This is a genomic window from Dyadobacter sp. Leaf189, from assembly GCF_001424405.1.
Lineage (GTDB): Bacteria > Bacteroidota > Bacteroidia > Cytophagales > Spirosomataceae > Dyadobacter.
Genome location: NZ_LMPS01000004.1, coordinates 374,788 through 394,536, shown reverse-complemented (window position 1 = coordinate 394,536; position 19,749 = coordinate 374,788). Strand labels below are relative to the sequence as shown.

Genomic DNA, 19,749 nt, shown 5'->3' with positions numbered 1-19,749 from the left:
AGATCCTGGTTCATTTTTCACAGCCGGTACCATTTACGAATATGGTCGTGCCGCGTATCTCGTACTCCGCATTTACCACTCCGCAAACCATTTCAAGCTGCTGGTACATGGTCAGTCCGTTTAGATCGCCCGTAAATGCGCATTCATTCAAAACAGCATTTCCTACCAGGATTTCAACGCCATAAGCCTGCTGCATCCTGGCCAGCACATTGCGCACGGTTGCTTCATCAAACTGGAAATCCGAAACAGCTGGTTTGGGTAGTATCACTTCGGGCACATCGACGATATCCTGTCGGATGGTCTTGCTTTGAGCATCGTACAACACGCGCTGATTAGGGGTGATGATCACGCCATTCTTTTTTCTGCTGCCGCTACCGTCCGGCGCATACACAGATACCCGCCCTGATTTAACCGAAACTTCAATCGTGTTGCTGCCTCTTTGCGGTTTGATCCGGAAGCTCGTGCCGAGTACTTCTGTTACCAGGTCGCCGGTGTGCACCAAAAACGGCATTTCAGTATTGCGCTTGATGTCGAAAAATGCTTCTCCGGTCAGGTAAACTGTCCGGGTCTTTTTTCCATAATTCTCTTCTGTGATAATGCTCGCATTTTCCGAGAGGATCACCACACTACCGTCTGGCAAGGTGACTTTGTGCTGAGAGCGGGCAATGTTCTTGGTCTCAATACCATGAATGGAAGTTGCCGCGACAGGGACGCGCGCATCATTTTGATTGATGTACCAATAGGAGAGCAGCATCGTAAAACAGGCAGCTACACCCGTCCAGATCCATTTATTAATGAACCACGACCGCCTTTCGCGGGGTGTCATATCTGATTCTATCCTGTCCCACAGCAGCCGGCCGGTTTCGGCAGCTTCGTGTTCAGCTTGAAAGGGTTGGTTGAGGTTGTTTTGGGTAAAATGGGTATCAGACCATTTTTGCAGCATCTCGATCTCCTCCGGTGAACAATTGCCTGCCAGGTACTTTTCAGAAAGGATGTTAAATTCATGATGTGTCATCAAGCCCGGATTTTAGTTGTTGGAGTGATAGTTCTGCAGGTGTTGCCGCAGCATTTTGAGAGACTTGGTAATGTGGTATTCTACGGCTTTGTCGGTAAGATCCATTTGCCGCGCGATCTTTTTGACAGGCATTTCCTCGATTTTGCTCATCCGGAAAATGGCAGCTGTTTTTTCGGGCATCTTCTGCAGTACATTTTCGATTGCTTTCGAGAGGTCTTTTACATGAAAGATTTCGTCGGAATTGGCAGACTCGAATACGTGATGCAAAAGCTGGTACTCGCGGTATTTCCGCAGGTTGATCTGGGCTTTGATGAATTTGTTGGTGAGATTCCGCGCGGCAATGAAAAGGTAAATGCGCAATTGCTGGATCTGTGCCTGCTGGCGGTTTTGCCAGAGGCTTAGCATCAGGTCATGGACGATCTCTTCGGTATCTTCTTTGGAACCAAGCTGTTGGTACACGAAACTATACAGCTGCCGCCAGTACCTTTGGTAAATAACCTTGAAGGCATCTGGATCATCGTTTTTCAATAAACATACCAACAATTCGTCGGTAAGATCTGCGTAGGGCATCAGGATCTTGATTTATTGCCTAAGGTTCGCCTCGGCAGGCAAATCCCTAAAATTTCGTCTATTTATTTTTTAAAAAGTGCTAACAACAAGCATATAGCTGTGTTTTCGGCCTGCAAAACAAAGGCGTTTCAGATTGTCCGCAAAAAAGAAATCCCTCTGCGCATCAGAAATGAGCAGAGGGACAAAGCCGCTATTCTTCCATGAAAAGCGGATAGTAATAAACAGGCTGTATGGAAATCAGATGCTCGCCGTTGTGTTCGAATTGCTGGCAACGCGGTCGCCTTTGACGAACTGCCATACCAATGGGAGCACTGACAGTGCAACGATGGCGAGTATTACTTTCTCAAAATTTTCCCTGACAATGTCAATGCTGCCCAGGAAGTAGCCTGCCAGTGTAAGTCCCACGATCCAGACGAATGCACCGATAACATTGAATTTGAAGAAAACGGCATAGTTCATTTTCCCTATCCCGGCTACAAATGGCGCCAGGGTGCGAACGATGGGAACAAAGCGGGCAATCACGATGGTAGAAGGTCCGTGTTTGTCGTAAAAACTGTTTGTGCGCGCCAGTTGCTCGGGTTTGATCAGCGCTCTGCCGAATATTCTGGTTCTTAATGCCCTTTCCCCGAAGTACTTGCCGAACATGTAGTTACAGGTATCGCCAAGTACGGCGGCTACCAAAAGCAATGCAATAATTAACCATACATTCAGGGATTCGCCGTATTTAGCCGCCATCATACCGGCAGCAAACAGCAGGGAATCGCCGGGTAAAAAAGGCATGAACACCACACCGGTTTCGATGAAGATGATCAGGAAGAGTACGATGTAAGCAAGTGCGCCATAATCCTCAACTATTTGTCCGAGATATAAATCCAGGTGTAAGAAAATGTCAATAAACTGGCTGAGGAATTCCATTTAAATGTGTTTTGATATGGATTACTGGTTGGACTTTTTTTGAATTAATCTTCCTGTTGCGATCAGCTCTGTTTTACATCCAGGATTTCGAACTTCTTCATACCTGCCGGCATCTTCCATTCCACGGTTTCTCCCTTGCACAAACCGATCATGGCCGCGCCCATTGGTGTTAAAATCGAGATCTTCTTTGCATTGAAATCTGCGTGTGCGGGCATTACAATGGAGAATTCCATTTCTCTGTTCGTGGTCAGTTCCCGTACTTTTACAAACGAGTTCAGGCGAATGCTGTCGGCCGGTAGCTCGTCATCTTCAACAACAATGGCGCGGTTCAGCTCGTAAGACAGGGACATTTCGTTTGTCCCGGTGTTATTGGAGAGCGTTTCTGTAAACTGTTTCAGCATGCGAAAATCATCGCGGCTAAGTATGACGTGGTTTCTTTGCGTGTTCATTTTGATTGACATTAATTGATTGATACCTGTAATAAGGAAATCAGGCCCTTGAAGTCTCCCGCTTCAAATGGCCGATGTGTGACATTCGTCGTTATGTAATAAATAATTCACACACCACTTTTCAGGGAAGTGTGGAGGCAGGAGTTTTTTTGTAAAAAGATGTAGTCTGTTTAGCTGTTCCGGATTGTTGGAAACTTCGGATTTCAGATCAGAAATAAAGAACGAGACTTAATTCTGATGGATCAGCGCGCTTGCAGCAAGCTGGTGAAAGACTTTCTCATCCAGTTTATAGCGGTCGTTCAGGGTAAGACTGCTTCTTGCATTGAAAAGCGCGTGATTGACAGCATTGTACATCAGCCAGTAAGATGGATCTGAACCAAGTATACGCTGCTCAAACCGGAGCCGTTCTTTGGCCTGTTTGGCTAATTGCACCGGAATAGGCAAGGCTTTCAATATCTCATCGTCGGCCCGGTACACTGTTTTTTGCTGGAACTGTTCATATACCCTAGCCGTCAATGTCGGCTGTTGCTGATTGAGCCCTTCGAGCAGGTTATAGAGCTGCTCCTGAAACATTTCCGGAGCAAGAGTACTTTGATGGATCTTCCGCAACGAAGGTTCTTTTTTTAGCAAGGTCGAAATAGACGCACTTTTTCCTGCTCTTTTCTTTTTCGTCTCGTGCGCCCCTTGTTGCAGCCAATCCTGGTAGTCGGTCAGCGCGGCAAAGGAGTCAGCCCAACCCATTAAACCATTTTGGCACAAAGCCCGGTACATACTCCCGGCGTGCCCTGAACTGCCGTCGAGAATGGTCGTGAGCGTTTGTCCCTGTATGCTGAATGGCGTTTTGCCATTGTAGCTGTTTGTCAAAATAAGACTGCGTTGTAAAGATTCTCCGCCGATCGTGAGTTCGTGCGGAAGAATGATACTGATACTGAATTCACCTGTGGAAGTATACTTGATCTGCAAGCTGTAATCGGAATACAGCTTGTCGATCACCTCCCGGATAAGGATGTTAGGGATTATAGAATAGTCAGCACTCTGAATACCAAAGATAGTTTTCCGCTCTCCCAAAGGCTCGCCAACTACCAGCTGCTGCCTGTCAGTGGCCATGATTTCATAGTCCGGCAAAATATCCGCCAGCCAAACCGGTCTGACCGGATAGCAAATATCATCCCAGGAATCTGATAAACTTGGCTGAGCAGTTAAGTACGTCATGACTTACAATTTTTACAGTTGTAAATTTACTAAGGCAAACTTGCTATTCCAAATAACGGTTCAAACTTTGATCTTGCCAGAGTGCATACTTGTAGTGAAACGATAGGAGCGCTGAGGGTGAGGAATCTCTACTGGCGACTGCTGATCCTGTTTTGTGCAGTCAGCTCGGAGGGGGTCATGCCGAATGTTTTTTTGAATGCGAATGAAAAGTGTGAGAGGTTTTCAAAGCCGACTTCCAGGTAAACCTCTGACGGCCGCATTTCTCTTTTTGAAATAAGATAATGTGCTTGTTCCAGTCGCTTTTGTTGCAACCACTTTTCCGGCGTCGTTTCGAATATTCTGGTGAAATCGCGCTTGAATGCAGACAAGCTGCGGCCTGCGAGTTTGGCGAAAGACGAAAGCGGAATGTTGTACTTGAAGTTGTGGTTCATGTACATCTCCAGATCTATCTTATGCGGCTCTTGAAAATCAAACAAAAGCTTTCTTTGAGAATCGCCGGTTTGAAGCAATAGCTCAATCGCTTCGTAGCTTTTGAGTTCTGCGAGTTTTGCGGTTAATCTTTTCGGATGATCGGCATAGGGAAGCAATGAATCGAAAAAGCCTTTCAAAAATGCATTATCTGTCAGGTCGATCATGGCCTTACCCTTGTATGCGTTTTGTTTCGGAAGATCGTTTTCTGATGCATACCGCTGCAAGGTTTTCTGATCGAGGAACAGGCTGATCAATGAAGGCGGCTCGCCGCTGGGACCAGCTTTTTTCAATTTTTTAAACAGCTCATTACGCCGCATCAGGCAGATGGTACCCTCTTTCATTACAAATGTCCCCTCATTCGAGAAGTAATGCGATTCGCCAGAGAGCATGATCCCCAATGCATGATCGGGAAAGTAGTGTTCACTGCTCTGCATTTTCTGATGGCCCTGCGCATACAGGAAGTTGTGCTGAATGACGACGTTTTCCATTATGCTCGATTCCATTGCGGCTATTTTATTTGGCTCATGATCAGTTTGTCCATTTGCTTGTCGGACAGAATCCTTCTCAAAAATAATAAAAGCGAAGAGGCCAGTTGCGAAGTGGTATACCGTGTTTTCGGGTTTTTAGCTTCGATTCCATTCCTGACGAGCCTGGCGATCACTTCTGGTTCGGCGATATCCTTATTCAATCGGGTAAAAACGTTGTGCGTTTTCGCTGCGAGGTCTTTATAAGCAGTGTGTCCCGAAACTTTCATCAGAATATCCGTTGCGACATTCCCCCATTCAGATCGCGTAGCACCCGGCTCCACCACGATCACGTCAATGCCGAAATCCTTTACTTCACTCCGCATACTATCGCTCAATGCTTCCAAAGCGAATTTGCTTGCGTGGTACCAGCCGCCCAGCGGGAAAGCAATCTTGCCGCCAACGGACGAAATGTTCACGATCTTACCGTATCTGTTTTCACGCATTTTCGGCAAAACCAATTGCGCCAGACGCATGGCGCCAAATACATTCACCTCCAATTGATAGCGTGCATCGCCGATCGGAATATCCTCGATTGCGCCTTCCATTCCAAACCCCGCATTGTTTACCAAAATATCAATACTTCCAGCTTCCTGAAAGATTTGATTCACACAGGCGGTCACGCTTTCATCTACCGTTACATCGAGCGCGATGGGTTTAATGCCATAGCTTTTTAATGTTTCCAGCTTATCGATCCGCCGTGCAGCACCGTACACATTATAACCATGTTGCGCGAGATAAATGGCCGTCGCCATCCCAATTCCAGCCGAAGCCCCTGTTACCAATACTGTCTTTTTCATGTTGCCTGATGTTTTTGTTTATGTAAAATCTACACAACAAAGGTACCTCAGCCCCACAGGCGCCGGTTTGTTGAAAAGTCCAGGTTTGTTTGTTCAGAGGGTCAGGGTATAAATTGGCTCAGCGGCTGCGAAGTTCATTTTCAAGATCTTGAAAAGCCGTAAATGACCAAACCGACCAGTACTGCTTCTGTGATCCAGATGGTGCGGGTGTTATAATGCGAGATCCGCCGGGTCAGCCAGTGACCACCGAGGCAAAGGATCATGATAGGCAGGCCGAGAACAATTTCAAGCGGATAATCGCGCTCCTGGTCCGGTGTTCCATAGAGCACATAGAACAAACCATGCAGGATCTCGTACAACCCCAACAATGCCCCCAATGTCAAAGGTGTAATCCAGGTCAGCAACTTCTGCGTGTTCATGTTTTCTGTGGTTTGATCTTTATCAAAGCTACTTTAATGGCTTCCAAAATGACATGTTGCAAAAAAGGGAAGAAATTCTTTCTGTTCTATCAAAATGATACCGCCTTATCATTTTGATAGGGTTACCTGGTGACCTGGATTAGTGGTATTTCGCATTAATGTATTGATCAATAAGTAGATGCAGCATTATGCGTGCAGCTGGCATATTAATGGAACCTCCTCCATCATTGCTACTTAAATATCTTAAATCATGTTAACAATCCTCTTAATTCTCGCCGGGCTGATCTGCTTTGCGATCTTTTATGGTTCAGTAAACTATTTCGAAAAAATCTGATTATGGCAGCGCTATTCATCGTCGCGATCCTGGTATTTGGGTACATGTGCTATGTACTGGTCAAGCCGGAAAAATTTTAAAACCAAGCGGCTTTGGCAACAAACCGGGCCAGACTAAATCACAAATAAATGAATACTGAATTATTAGGCGTTATTGCCATGTTTGTCATCACGGTGGTGCTGGCAATCCCCTTCGGAAAATACATCGCCAAAGTGTACGCAGGCGACAAAACGCTGCTCGACCCGGTGCTGGGTCCGCTGGACAAGCTGCTTTTCAAACTCACGGGCGTAGACGAAAAGCGCGAAATGACCTGGAAAGAGCATATGTTCGCGCTGCTTACCATCAATATGGTGTGGTACCTGCTTTGCACTTTTGTTTTGATGAATCAAAGCTGGCTGCCACTCAACCCCGACGGTAACCCCAATCAGACCGCCGACCTGGCGTTTAATACCAGCATATCTTTTGTGGTGAACTGCAACTTGCAGCACTATTCGGGTGAAAGCGGCGTGAGTTATCTTTCACAATTGTTTTTAATGTTTCTCCAATTTGTCAGCGCCGGTACCGGTCTGGCCGCGGCGGCGATTATTTTTACTGCATTGAAAAACAGGACTGCCGAGCAGCTGGGCAACTTCTGGAACCTGCTTGTTAAATCCTGCACGCGCATTTTATTGCCGCTGTCGATCGTAGTCGCCACTATTCTGGCTTTCAATGGCACGCCGATGACATTTGACGGAAAAGACACGGTCATCAACATGCAGGGCGACAGCGTTCAGGTTTCAACCGGTCCGGTAGCCGCTTTTACAGCGATCAAACATTTGGGCACCAATGGAGGCGGGTTTTTCGGTACCAACTCGGCGCACCCGCTCGAAAATCCGAATTACCTGACCAATATGGTTGAAATGTTTTCGCAGCTGATCGTTCCATTTGCGATGGTATTTGCGTTCGGTTATTTTTTGAGACGGAGAAAGTTCGGCTGGATGATCTTCGGCGTGATGACCATAGGATTTCTGCTGCTTGTCATTCCTACGATGATCTGGGAAATCAATGGTAACCCGGCGATCGGGAAACTGGGTGTCGATATTTCATCGGGTGCGATGGAAGGCAAGGAAGTCCGCTTCGGCAGCGCCGCATCTGCATTTTGGAGTATAGCCACTACCGTTATCTCGACAGGCTCCGTCAATTCCATGCACGACAGCGCGATGCCGCTTTCAGGAATGATGCAGTTGCTGGCGATGATGACCAATGCATTTTACGGCGGCTGCGGCGCGGGGATACTCAACTTTTTCGTCTTCATTGTACTGGCGGTATTTATCAGCGGTTTGATGGTAGGCCGCACGCCGGAGCTTTTTGGTAAAAAAATTGAGGCTCGCGAAATGAAGATTGCAATGATCGTCGCACTGCTTCACCCGCTCATGATCCTGGCCGGAACTGCATTGGCTTCCGCCTTTCCCGAAATTACATCGGCCAATCTCAATAACCCTGGCTTCCACGGTTTTAGCGAAATGCTTTACGAATACACTTCATCAGCAGCTAATAATGGTAGTGGTTTTGAGGGACTTGGCGACAATAATCTCTGGTGGAATATTACGACGGGCATTGTGCTGATCTTCTCCCGCTTCATTCCGATTATCGGTCCGGTAGCTATCGCAGGTCTCTTAGCCAAAAAGAAATTCATCCCGGAAAGTGCAGGCACGCTGCCAACCGACTCAGCTACTTTCGGCCTGATGACACTCGGCGTAATCGTGATCATCGCCGCATTATCTTTCTTCCCGGCACTTACGCTGGGGCCAATTGCGGAGTATTTTAGCTTTTAGAGCTATCAGCTGTCGGTTATCGGCAGTCGGCTTTTGGGCCGGTTACATTTAAAAATCTTATTGGAGGATTTCAAATATCAATTAAACCAATGCTGTCTAATAAATGCAGAAAGCTCAAAGCCGATTGCCGAAAGCCGACTGCCGACAGCCCATATACAATGAAAACTCAAAGTGCATCCTTATTCCAAAAGGAGCTTGTTAACGAGGCGATTAAGCAATCGTTTATAAAACTCAACCCAAAATTGCTCTTCCGTAACCCGGTCATGTTTACCGTGGAAATCGGGACCGTAGTGATGCTGATCGTCAGTCTGTGGATCCTGGCGGGTGAAAAATCGCAGGGCAGCTTCGGCTATAACTTCGTGGTATTTCTGATCCTTTTCCTGACGCTGCTTTTTGCCAATTTCGCAGAAGCAATTGCCGAAGCCAGGGGTAAAGCGCAGGCGGACAGTTTACGGAAAACACGGGAAGAAACCCAGGCGAAACTGGTTGTCGACAACGTGCAGGGATTCAATGTAAATACCAAACAGGTGATGTCGGCCCAGATGAAAAAGGGCGACGTGTTTATCTGCGAGGCAGGCGACAACATTCCGATGGACGGTGAGATCATCGAAGGTCTGGCTACCATCGACGAGAGTGCGATCACAGGTGAATCCGCACCGGTAATCCGCGAGGCAGGCGGCGATAAAAGCAGCGTCACCGGCGGTACCAAAGTGCTTTCCGACCGGATCAAAGTACGCGTGACCACTGCGCCGGGCGAAAGTTTTCTGGACAAAATGATCGCGCTGGTAGAAGGTGCCAGTCGCCAGAAAACACCGAACGAAATTGCGCTGACGATCCTGCTGGCTGGTTTCACGCTGGTATTTATCATTGTGTGTATCACCCTGCAGCCTTTTGCCAGCTACGCAAGTACGCCAATTACGATTGCTGCATTCATTTCCCTGTTCGTGTGCCTTATCCCAACCACGATCGGCGGGCTGCTTTCGGCCATCGGTATTGCCGGCATGGACCGTGCATTGCGGGCAAATGTGATCACCAAATCAGGTAAAGCAGTGGAAACTGCCGGAGACGTGGACGTGCTTTTGCTGGATAAAACAGGTACCATCACCATCGGTAACCGTAAAGCCACCCGGTTTCACGCTGCCAGAGGCATTAATGATACTCATTTTATCAAAAGCGCCGTACTGAGCTCGATTGCCGACGAAACGCCGGAAGGTAAATCCATCCTGGAACTGGCTAATGCAACGCCTGCTACCTACACTTTGCCCAGTCCGAAGTTTGTAGAATTTACCGCCGAAACCCGCAGCTCGGGAGTCGATTATGAGAATACCCGCATCAGAAAAGGCGCTTTTGATTCTATCAAGAAACTGGTGGAAAGTGCGGGCAACCATTTCCCGGAGGAGATTGATACCAAAGTGAAAGAGATCTCTAACAATGGTGGTACCCCGCTGGTAGTTGCTGAAAACGAGCGGGTATTAGGCGTCATCGAGTTGCAGGATATTATCAAAACCGGTATTAGCGAGCGTTTTGAAAGGCTACGCAAAATGGGCGTCAAAACAGTAATGGTAACAGGTGATAACCCGCTGACTGCCAAATTTATCGCCGAAAAAGCAGGTGTAGACGACTTTATCGCCGAAGCCAAGCCGGAAGACAAAATGAACTACATCAAAAAGGAACAGGAAGGCGGCCGCCTCGTGGCGATGATGGGAGACGGTACCAATGATGCGCCTGCATTGGCCCAAGCCGACGTAGGTGTAGCGATGAACAGCGGTACGCAGGCAGCCAAAGAAGCCGGCAACATGGTAGACCTGGACAATGACCCCACCAAGCTGATCGAGATCGTAGAAATCGGAAAACAACTCCTGATGACCCGCGGTACGCTGACTACTTTCTCCATCGCCAACGACGTAGCCAAGTACTTTGCAATAATCCCGGCACTTTTTATAGCCAGCATTCCGGCGCTGCAAGGATTGAATATCATGCGCCTGTCCAGCCCTGAAAGCGCAATACTCTCAGCCGTGATTTTCAATGCGATCATCATCCCATTCCTGATCCCGCTGGCTTTGCGCGGCGTAAAATATACCCCGATCGGTGCAAGTGCATTGCTGCGGAAGAACCTGTTTATCTACGGCCTGGGCGGCGTGCTGGTTCCTTTTGTGGGAATTAAAGTGATTGATATGGTAGTGAGTATCTGGTTGTAAAAAAATACAAAAGTCAAACAAAGGTCTAAAAGCTAATCGCTAACAGCCAAAAGCTAAAACTATGAAAACGAATTTAATGCCTGCCATCAGGCTCACTCTTGCTACACTCGTGCTTTTTTGTGTAGTGTATCCCGGCATCGTCTGGGCGATTGCCCAGCTTGCTCCCAACAGTGGAAAAGGAGAAGTGATTATAAGTGGCGATAAGAAGTATTACGCCAACATCGGGCAGGTTTTTACGGAAGACAAATATTTCAATTCCCGTCCGTCCGCGGTGGACTATAACTCTGCCGGTAGCGGGGGTAGCAACAAAGGCCCATCCAATCCCGAGTACCTGGCTGTGGTGCAGGCGCGGATTGATACCTTCCTGGTGCATAATCCGGGCGTCGCAAAAGAAGATATCCCCGTAGAAATGGTAACTGCCAGCGCCAGCGGACTTGACCCGCACATTTCGGAGCAGGCTGCATTGATCCAGGCTGAGCGCATTGCGCAAGTTCGCGGTATTTCCAAAACAGCAATCACTGACCTGATCGGTAAAAATACAGAAGGTGCATTGCTGGGCATTTTCGGACCATCGTCACGCGTCAATGTATTGAAGCTGAACCTGGCTTTGGACGCGCTTAAATAGTAATTCAATTTTTTGATTTTAACACAAATGAAAAAGTACCTCGTGGCAGCTATGATGCTTGCCTTGTTTCAAAATACCAATGCCCAGGATTCAACCGAGACTGCCCCTGTATTTACCGTCAGCGGATACCTGGAAGCTTATTATAATTGCGATTTCAACCGTCCGGTTAATAACACCACGCCGTCGTTCTTATACAATTTTAACCGTGCAGGTGAAGTCAACATCAACCTCGGCTTTATTAAAGGAAGCTACAACAGCGACCGCGTCCGCGCGAACCTGGCTTTGGGAGTAGGTACTTATATGAATGCCAACTACGCCGCCGAGCCGGGCGTGCTGAAAAACATTTACGAGGCCAATGCTGGTGTGAAGCTCGCTAAAAATGCCAATCTGTGGCTGGATGCAGGTATTATGTCGTCGCACATTGGTTTTGAGAGTGCGATCGGAAAAGATAACTGGGCATTGACCCGCAGCTTGGTGGCCGAAAATTCGCCGTACTTCGAATCGGGCGCAAAGCTGAATTTTACAACAAATAATGGCAAACTCTACCTGGCCGCGATGTACCTGAACGGTTGGCAGCGTATACAGCGCGTGGACGGCAATACGACCCCGGCATTCGGGACGCAGGTAACTTACAAACCAAGTTCGGCTGTGACATTGAATTACAGCACATTCATCGGCAACGACAAGCCCGACAGCGCGCGCCTCATGCGTTACTATCATAATGTGTATGGGATATTCCAGTTAAGTCCGCAATGGGGCATCACCGCCGGTTTTGATTACGGTACCGAGCAAAAGGAAAAAGGCAGCAGCAAGTATAACCGGTGGCTGGTACCCGTCATGATCGTGCGCTACTCGCCAACTTCCAAAGTGAATGTCGCCGTGCGCGGGGAGTATTTTGAGGATAAAAATGGGGTGATAATCGCGACGGGAACGGAGTCGGGATTCAGGACCTGGGGCTTTTCAGTGAATGCAGATTATCTGATTTTACCGAACCTGGTTTGGAGGATTGAGGCGCGGACGCTTTCTAGTAAAGATGCGATTTTTGTGGAGCGGAATGAGGGTGTTAAGAGGAGTAATAGTTTTGTTACGACGTCGTTGGCGATAGCGTTTTAGTTCACCTCTTTTGTAACCCTAAGCGCAGCTCCCTTTGTCACCCTGAGCGCAGTCGAAGGGCACGTCCGGAGGTGAACTAGCTACGTGCTGTTTGCCTCCGGGAAGCCCTTCGACTGCGCTCAGGGTGACAAAAAGAAGAAAACAACCCTAAACCAGACCTGACCACACCTAACCACCAGCCCTCTCTATCCTCATGTCCGAAACCACCCCAAGCGCGCAACACTTCCTTGACCTGATTAAAAAGTCCAGGCGGGGGAAATTTAAAATTTACATTGGTATGAGTGCCGGGGTGGGGAAGACTTACCGGATGTTGCAGGAGGCGCATACGCTCATGCGGAATGGGATTGATGTGAAGATCGGGTATGTGGAGACGCATAACCGGAAGGAGACGCATGATTTGCTGGACGGATTGCCGGTGATCCCGCGTCGAAAGCTGTTTTATAAAGGGAAAGAACTGGATGAGCTGGATGTGCAGGCGGTGATCGGGCTGCGGCCGGAGATTGTGATTGTGGATGAGCTGGCACATACCAATATTGAGGGGAGTAAAAATCACAAGCGCTGGCAGGATGTGCTGGAAATTTTAGAGGCCGGGATCAATGTGATCAGCGCAGTGAATATCCAGCATATTGAAAGCCTGAATGAAGAAATCAAGCAGATCACAGGCGTGGAGGTACGTGAGCGGATTCCCGATAATGTGCTCGCGATGGCCGATGAAGTGGTGAATATCGATTTGACGGCGGATGAATTGATCACGCGGTTGAAAGAAGGCAAAATTTACCAGCCTGAGAAGATCCAGACTGCGCTCAATAACTTTTTTCAGTCCGACAATATCCTGCAATTGCGTGAGCTGGCATTGAAAGAAGTAGCCAGTCAGGTGGAGCGGAAGGTGGATTCGCAGGTGCCGAAAATGATTGCGCAACGTCGCGAGAAATTTCTGGCTTGCGTGAGTTCCAATGAAGTCACGGCGAAGCATGTGATCCGGAAAACGGCCCGGCTTGCCAGCTATTATAACAGCAAATGGTTTTTACTTTACGTAGAAACTCCCAAGGAAAGTAAGGACAGGATTGCATTGGACAAGCAGCGGCATTTGATCAATAACTTTAAATTGGCGACCGAAATGGGCGCCGAAATTATCCGCGTGCAAAACCGGAATATTTCAGAAGCGATTATTCAGGTAGCCGAGCAGAAGGAAATCACGACCATTTGCATTGGAAAGCCGCATATTACATTGATAAGGGTTATTTTGGTTACAAACCTTTTTAATAACCTCCTGAAAAAACTATCATCCTCAAACACCGATCTTGTGATCCTTTCCTGAAAAACCGGATCTTGCCAAACAACCCAACTCATGAATATTAAAACCAAACTTCGCCTGAGCATCGGTCTGCTTTTCGTAATGATTTTGCTGCTTACACTCATATCGTCCAAATACATTTACAGTCTGCGCGACGATACCACCAACATTCTGGCCGACAATTATCAGTCACTGGAATATTCCCGCAACATGCTGACCGCACTGGATCAAATGCAGGCAGACCCGAATGCAAGGCTGGCTTTTCAGACGAATTTGAAAAAACAAAAGGCCAATGTTACCGAAATAGGAGAGGCGGAAGCGACCCAGCGCGTGGAAGACCACTTTCTGGAACTGCTATCAGATCGCAACCAGACAAATGCATTGCCGCTGATCAGGAAAGACATTTCGGAGATCATGGGTGTGAACATGCGTGCGATACAGGCGAAAAGCGATAAGGCGGTTCTTACTGTCAAATCGGCGATTGCGTGGATTCTCATTGCAGGCACGATTTGCTTTATAGTTTCATTGACGTTATTCATCAATTTGCCCGGCAGCATTGCCAATCCGATCAAAGCGCTGGCTGAAAGCTTTCGTGAAATCGCGGGCAAAAATTATGCACAACGCGTTCACCTGGACCGCAAGGATGAATTCGGTCAATTGGCTGGCTCTTTTAATACAATGGCGGAAAAACTGGAAGAATATGACAACAGCAATCTGTCCAGGATATTGATCGAAAAGAAGCGAATTGAGGCTTTGATCAATAATATGCATGAGCCGGTTATTGGTTTGGATGAAAATAAAATTGTCCTTTTTGCCAATGAAGAAGCATTGAAAATTACCGGTCTCTCGATGTCGGATATGATAGGCAGGTCGGCATTGGAATTGTCTTTACAAAATGACCTGATCCGCGCGCTGATACAGCAGCCGCAGACCGCCAGCACATCGGGCAGTCAGCCTGCGCTGAAAATTTACGCAAACAATAAGGAAAGCTATTTCGAGAAAGAAATCGTGGATATCACCATTACGCGCACCGGAGAGCGGCAGAAAGCTTTTATTGGTCAGGTGATTGTGTTGAAAAATGTGACGATGTTTAAAGAGCTGGATTTTGCCAAAACAAACTTCATAGCGACCGTTTCCCACGAATTGAAAACACCGATATCTTCCATTAAAATGAGTCTGCAACTGCTGGATAACCATCACACTGGCGAGGTGAACGAGCAGCAGAGACAGCTGATTGAAAGCATCCGCGAAGACAGCGACCGACTACTGAAAATTACGGGCGAGCTGCTGAATATGTCGCAGGTTGAAACGGGAAACATCCAGCTGACGATCCAGCAAAGCAAGCCGGAGCAGATCCTGCAATATGCTTTGGATGCAGTGAAAACGACGGTGGATCAGAAAGACATTAAGTTGATGATCCTGGTACCTGAATACCTGCCCGACGTGAAGGCCGATCTGGAAAAAACGGCGTGGGTATTGATCAATTTTCTCACCAATGCGATCCGGTATTCGCAGCCTGAAAGCAAGGTGCTCGTGGAGATCAGGGAAGAAAAGAATGCGATCAGGTTTTCGGTAAAAGATGAAGGAAAAGGGATAGACAGCCGCTATCGCGACAAGATATTCGACCGCTATTTCCAGGTACCCGGAAGCGCCAAAACAGGTACGGGGCTTGGACTGGCGATCAGCAAAGAATTTATCGAAGCACAAGGCGGCAGCATCGGGGTCGACAGCGAAGTAGGAATGGGAAGTACATTTCACTTCGAGCTTGCCAAGGCGTAGCTACTTGTTGTTGTTTCTTAGTCCACGTGAATTTTAGTACGTATGTCGAAGTATCCAGGAAGAACGCTATAAAAAGATAAAAGCCCCTCAGCTTGTGCGAAGGGGCTTTCATCCGTTGTTTTCTCATTTTAAAACTACCTGTACTTTCTCTGACTTTTTATTTGATTTACTAGGGTAAAGAAGGTGAAGAAAGTAGGTGCCACGTGGTAAATCGCTCACGTTCAGGTCAAACTTTTGCTTTCTAGATAGGTCTGTCGTGCTTTTGCTAATATTCGTATCAACCTTTTTCATTGTCATACCCGATCCTTCACTGATAAGAAGGATATTTTCCGGGAATGTGGGTTCGTCCTCTGCTGATTCAAATTCTACTGCTATCACATCCGTCGCGGGGTTCGGGTATATCGCCATTTTGAAACAATTTTGAGAAATCAACGATGCGCCGCTGCTAAGGCTGCCGCAACTATTTGATACGTTCAGACTGATCGTCGAATATTCAGCGGTATAGTCGACGAAATCGACGTATGAGTTTGTTGACGAACTACTGAAATAGCCATTGTTGCCGCCGCTTCCGTAGGTTTTAGTCCAGCTGTAATTGAGCCATTGCTGATAACTGGGGGAAGCTGATATGGTCAAAGTACTTCCTGTGCAGAAAGTGGTGTTTGACGGCGATACACTACTCAAAATAGGGTTTCCGACCCATACTTCCCTATTGACATTAAAGGTCCCGCAGCCGTTTGTTATCCGGCCGGTAATCGTAACAAGTCCATTGCTCGATCCGACCCGCGTAGCTACTCCGGACGAATTGATGGTGAGCTTACTGGCGTCACTGGTCAGCCAGGTGACCGACCCCACGGCAGTACCGTTCAATGTAAAAGTGGAGCTGGTACATATAGGACTGGGCCCATTTATAGCGGTCACAGTGCCTGTGCCACTAGGTCTTGTAATCGCTAATGTTTGGGACGTATAAAATCCGGATACATCCGATCTCATAGCTCTTACCGTGATTGATCCGCCAGATGAACCTGGGGTGACTGTGATACTGTTCCCACTGCCGGTGTATGTCCAGCCACTCGGAAGGAACCATTGATAGGATGTAGCGTTTGTAACCGGATCAACCGATGCCGTGAAAGAGCTCACCGAGCAGTTAACAGCGTATGATCCGCTTTGCGCAGCACCGTCTATCTTGATATTGCCCACAGGCCCTAAATATCTTATCTGGGTTGATCGGGTTACCGATGTACAGGTAGAACTTGGGTTGCAAGCAGAGACAGCTACAGATATCGTGCCGTTTGAAGCAGAATTATTCCATTTCACAGGCACTGTCACTAGTCCTACGCCGGTCGATGCAGTTGTAATGACGCCATTGGTAACGGTCCAGGTATAAGTACAGCTATTCGGAGACGATGCACAAAGGTTCGTGACAATATAAAATACATTAGTTTCCGGCGGCGCCGACGTAGCATAACTGGAATTGACAGGTTGAATCTGAAGAGTTTGAGCGGAGGTCTTGAAAGCGACCGTCAGCAGCAGCGCTAGTACAAGTAAAACATTTTTCATAGGGCATAATAGTTATACTGTTAGATGATTAGAAAAAAAATGAAATGTACAGATGGTTTAATGGCAGGAATTTAATTCCGTATCCGCGTGTAACGCCCGCTTCATTTGAATTTTGTCCAATAAATGCTTTGGATCTCTGCGCATAATAGGCCAAAGAAGTTTCTGTGGAGATTGCCAGATTTTTAAGTACGAAATAACGAACTCCAACAAACGCGCCCGCTCCAATTTTGCCAACAGTGACGGTCGAAGTTTCAAATGTTTCTGGCAACTGATCCGAAGGAACATTCTTTTGTTTATACCAGGAATAACTTGCGTTAGGTCCATAAAACAACTGGAACCGGCCGTTTGATTTTCTGAATTCTATCCCGGCTTCCAACAAATAATTCAATGTTGATTGCGTATAAAGCGTAATGTCAGGAGAGAGTGAGTCTACTTTTCCGGAAGGCTTCAAGTTGTCATAATCAAAGCCAATATTAAGACGGAGCGCACTCTTTTCCGGATTTTTCGCATATCTCAACATCATTAACGGTGTTCCTGATTTTAGCAGATTGTAAGCATCAATGCTTAAATCCCAATGTAATTCATTTTGGAAATTGTTATTAGATTTTGTCAAATCTTGGGCATTGGTTTGCGGAACAAATGCAAATGCGATTAGAAACAATAAATACAGAAATGATAGCGCAATTTTCGGCGACATTTACTAAAATAGTTTTGGTGATTGTGATTGTTTAATTAAATAAACTACTCGGAAAAAGTAAGTAATATACTGTGAGGTAACAGCTGCCAGGATTGTCAGAATGGAAGTGTCGTCTTACTTAATATTGACCCTTCGTTTCTCTACTTTTTTACCTTTTACAAGATGAACGAAGTAAGTTCCTCTTTCAAATTTGCTTACGTCGATCTCCACTTTATTATTGACGATATTTTTTCGTGCCCCTTCACTCGCTACATCCATGGTTAAAGCAGGAGTTGATGACTTATCGCTAAAAAGATATATCGCATCCGGCATCAGTTCTTTCTGGTCGGTCCTGCTAAATTCAACTGTTAACACATTGCTTGCAGGATTGGGATAGACGAGAATGGACGACCAGTTAGCCCAAAATTCAATTGTTCTTGTAGACGTGCCACATTCGTTCGTAACGGAAAGCGGACTGAAAAAAAGGCTTTGTCCTGGTTGTAGTTGAAAGTCAAACCGGTTTACGCCAGGTGATCCGCTCGGGACGCCGCTACTCCAGCTTTGATTCCACGAATAGGAGGTATTGCGAACCGGATAGAGTGTCATGTAGTGGTTATCGTAGGGCGTCACTACCGTCAGGGCACTGACAGGGGTGTTTGAAAAATCATAGGTCAACAGGTTCAATGCAGGTTTTCCCACTGTAAGGTCCAACGTTATCGCCTGGCCTTCCCACGTGGCCCTGACCCAGCCCCAACCCGACGCACTTGGACCATTGGCTGTAATGTTTGCAAAGTTGCCGCCTGAATTTACAATTGAGACATTACTTGATGTAGTCCATGTAACATTCTGACCTGGCGCCAGGTGGGGCATGTTTACAGTCCTGTTCGTGCCATAACAAAGAATTTCCGGACGTATTCCGTTAAAGGAAAACGGTTTCAGATAATCCATGCTGGACAGATTGGAATACGGAGAAAGCCAGTATTTTAATTGCTTGTCGGTCGATGAAGACCTGTCCCACATTTTATCAAACCTTCCGAAGTTTTCGGCATATGACAGCGCTCCGATAACTTGTTTTGCATCGTTGAATAATGCACCGCCAGACGCTCCGGATGAAGTTCCTCCCTGGTCCCAGTTGACAGTTGTTTTCCACGGATCATAGGATTGTATTGTCGCTTTATGTCCAAACGATATTTTTTGGGGATCACCATTTGGATGTGCAATGTGCGAGAAATTTCCGGAGGGAGACTCTCTTTTCCAACCTGCATAAACGAGATCAGGATCAAGGGGCAAATTGTTAGGATGTATCTCCAATAAAGCAAAATCGGTAAAGAAGTCCGCAGCTCTAAAAATTGCTCCGGTATAAACTTCCGTTGTCTCGTTGACGGTACCGCCACAGGTTATACGACGAAGTTTGAATGTAAATGTTGCATTTTGCGCAGATGCCTTTTCAGCAGCCGATAGGCTTACATCAAAGTTGTTAGCAGTCAAAATATGTCTGGCTGTTAATACATATGGCTTTTTATCATTGTTTTCATTATTCAATAAAATACCTGATGCAACAACACCATTCACTGATATCTGGCATACCGCATTTGCAGGAATGAGATAGCCGGGAGGTGCACATTGTACATCACTTTGTGCGACAGATTCTCTTATGCAAATCGAGCTGCATACCATGAGAATAAATGCAATCCTTTGTAGAGCGTTTTTCATATGTTATTATTTTAGAGTTGATGTTCACTTGTGTAATTGGAATGCGCGTAGGTAAAACAATATGCTATGTTAAACGCGACACTGTATACGCTTCCATATTGCATTGTTAAATTGCAGGCAGTAATGCACTGAATAGTGTGAGGAGCTTTCTGGTACAGAGGGACGTTTAACTTGTAAGAAAGTTACTTTAATGCCAGACTCGCTTCAAAAAAAATCGACAAATGCGATATAGCATTCGATGAATGCAAATTAATCTTCGACAAACCCAGAA

20 protein-coding genes and 1 pseudogene are annotated in these 19,749 nt (G+C 46.8%); 9 read left to right on the top strand and 12 right to left on the bottom strand.

The features are described 5' to 3' along the window. Window positions 1–10: 10 nt before the first annotated feature. From ASG33_RS10950 to ASG33_RS10910, 8 genes are all read right to left on the bottom strand, one after another. Window positions 11–1,015, bottom strand: a complete 1,005-nt coding sequence (locus ASG33_RS10950; RefSeq protein ID WP_056284384.1) for a FecR family protein — start codon at window positions 1,013–1,015, stop codon at window positions 11–13. Between the two features lie 12 nt (window positions 1,016–1,027). Then, window positions 1,028–1,585: an RNA polymerase sigma factor gene (locus ASG33_RS10945; protein ID WP_056284380.1), complete on the bottom strand. Its 558-nt coding sequence runs from the start codon at window positions 1,583–1,585 to the stop codon at window positions 1,028–1,030. 237 nt (window positions 1,586–1,822) lie between these two features. Beyond that, on the bottom strand, window positions 1,823–2,500 hold the full coding sequence (locus ASG33_RS10935) for a VTT domain-containing protein (protein ID WP_056284375.1): 678 nt from the start codon (window positions 2,498–2,500) through the stop codon (window positions 1,823–1,825). Window positions 2,501–2,562: 62 nt separating this feature from the next. After that, complete coding sequence (locus tag ASG33_RS10930) at window positions 2,563–2,949, bottom strand: GreA/GreB family elongation factor (protein WP_056286371.1); 387 nt, start codon at window positions 2,947–2,949, stop codon at window positions 2,563–2,565. A 228-nt stretch (window positions 2,950–3,177) separates the two neighbouring features. Continuing rightward, window positions 3,178–4,161 (bottom strand): hypothetical protein, encoded by a 984-nt coding sequence (locus ASG33_RS10925; RefSeq protein ID WP_056284372.1) that lies wholly within the window; start codon window positions 4,159–4,161, stop codon window positions 3,178–3,180. A gap of 128 nt (window positions 4,162–4,289) precedes the next feature. Then, window positions 4,290–5,135 carry an AraC family transcriptional regulator gene (locus ASG33_RS10920; protein ID WP_056284368.1) on the bottom strand — a complete coding sequence of 282 codons (846 nt, stop codon included), beginning with the start codon at window positions 5,133–5,135 and terminating at the stop codon, window positions 4,290–4,292. A gap of 5 nt (window positions 5,136–5,140) precedes the next feature. Further along, window positions 5,141–5,956 (bottom strand): oxidoreductase, encoded by an 816-nt coding sequence (locus ASG33_RS10915; RefSeq protein ID WP_056284365.1) that lies wholly within the window; start codon window positions 5,954–5,956, stop codon window positions 5,141–5,143. A 140-nt stretch (window positions 5,957–6,096) separates the two neighbouring features. Beyond that, a complete protein-coding gene (locus ASG33_RS10910) occupies window positions 6,097–6,375 on the bottom strand; it encodes a hypothetical protein (protein ID WP_056284362.1) in 279 nt (92 codons plus the stop codon). A 336-nt stretch (window positions 6,376–6,711) separates the two neighbouring features. On the opposite strand from ASG33_RS10910, the gene ASG33_RS26270 reads away from it, so the two are divergent. The 7 genes from ASG33_RS26270 (at window position 6,712) to ASG33_RS10880 (ending at window position 15,532) form a co-directional block, all read left to right on the top strand. Beyond that, a complete protein-coding gene (locus tag ASG33_RS26270; RefSeq protein ID WP_082489226.1) occupies window positions 6,712–6,789 on the top strand; it encodes a potassium-transporting ATPase subunit F in 78 nt (25 codons plus the stop codon). A 48-nt stretch (window positions 6,790–6,837) separates the two neighbouring features. Further along, window positions 6,838–8,523: a potassium-transporting ATPase subunit KdpA gene (gene kdpA / locus ASG33_RS10905; RefSeq protein ID WP_056284359.1), complete on the top strand. Its 1,686-nt coding sequence runs from the start codon at window positions 6,838–6,840 to the stop codon at window positions 8,521–8,523. 158 nt (window positions 8,524–8,681) lie between these two features. Beyond that, entirely contained in the window at window positions 8,682–10,721 is a 2,040-nt protein-coding gene (gene kdpB / locus ASG33_RS10900) for a potassium-transporting ATPase subunit KdpB (protein WP_056284356.1), read from the top strand. 61 nt (window positions 10,722–10,782) lie between these two features. After that, window positions 10,783–11,346, top strand: coding sequence for a K(+)-transporting ATPase subunit C (locus ASG33_RS10895; protein WP_056284353.1), 564 nt, complete (start codon window positions 10,783–10,785; stop codon window positions 11,344–11,346). Window positions 11,347–11,373: 27 nt separating this feature from the next. Beyond that, complete coding sequence (locus ASG33_RS10890; RefSeq protein WP_056284351.1) at window positions 11,374–12,459, top strand: porin; 1,086 nt, start codon at window positions 11,374–11,376, stop codon at window positions 12,457–12,459. 193 nt (window positions 12,460–12,652) lie between these two features. Continuing rightward, entirely contained in the window at window positions 12,653–13,777 is a 1,125-nt protein-coding gene (locus ASG33_RS10885) for a histidine kinase (protein ID WP_056284348.1), read from the top strand. Between the two features lie 30 nt (window positions 13,778–13,807). Continuing rightward, the gene (locus ASG33_RS10880) at window positions 13,808–15,532 is read left to right on the top strand and encodes an ATP-binding protein (protein ID WP_056284345.1); all 1,725 of its coding nucleotides are present in this window, start codon (window positions 13,808–13,810) and stop codon (window positions 15,530–15,532) included. Window positions 15,533–15,655: 123 nt separating this feature from the next. On the opposite strand, the gene ASG33_RS25770 is transcribed toward ASG33_RS10880, so the two are convergent. Beyond that, complete coding sequence (locus ASG33_RS25770; RefSeq protein WP_157474708.1) at window positions 15,656–16,165, bottom strand: T9SS type A sorting domain-containing protein; 510 nt, start codon at window positions 16,163–16,165, stop codon at window positions 15,656–15,658. On the opposite strand from ASG33_RS25770, the gene ASG33_RS10870 reads away from it, so the two are divergent. Further along, entirely contained in the window at window positions 16,158–16,499 is a 342-nt protein-coding gene (locus tag ASG33_RS10870) for a hypothetical protein (protein WP_056284341.1), read from the top strand. The two genes, ASG33_RS25770 and ASG33_RS10870, sit on opposite strands and share 8 nt — an antisense overlap. 80 nt (window positions 16,500–16,579) lie before the next feature. Here the strand turns inward: ASG33_RS10870 and ASG33_RS26265 are convergent. Then, window positions 16,580–16,669, bottom strand: a pseudogene (locus ASG33_RS26265) (hypothetical protein); the annotation flags it as partial. On the opposite strand from ASG33_RS26265, the gene ASG33_RS10865 reads away from it, so the two are divergent. Next, window positions 16,656–16,916: a hypothetical protein gene (locus tag ASG33_RS10865; protein WP_056284338.1), complete on the top strand. Its 261-nt coding sequence runs from the start codon at window positions 16,656–16,658 to the stop codon at window positions 16,914–16,916. The pseudogene ASG33_RS26265 and the gene ASG33_RS10865 sit on opposite strands and share 14 nt — an antisense overlap. Before the next feature lie 201 nt (window positions 16,917–17,117). Here ASG33_RS10865 and ASG33_RS10860 read toward each other — a convergent pair whose 3' ends face one another. Further along, the gene (locus ASG33_RS10860) at window positions 17,118–17,786 is read right to left on the bottom strand and encodes a hypothetical protein (RefSeq protein ID WP_056284335.1); all 669 of its coding nucleotides are present in this window, start codon (window positions 17,784–17,786) and stop codon (window positions 17,118–17,120) included. 114 nt (window positions 17,787–17,900) lie between these two features. Further along, window positions 17,901–19,478 (bottom strand): trypsin-like peptidase domain-containing protein, encoded by a 1,578-nt coding sequence (locus ASG33_RS10855; RefSeq protein WP_082489185.1) that lies wholly within the window; start codon window positions 19,476–19,478, stop codon window positions 17,901–17,903. Window positions 19,479–19,749: the final 271 nt, after the last annotated feature.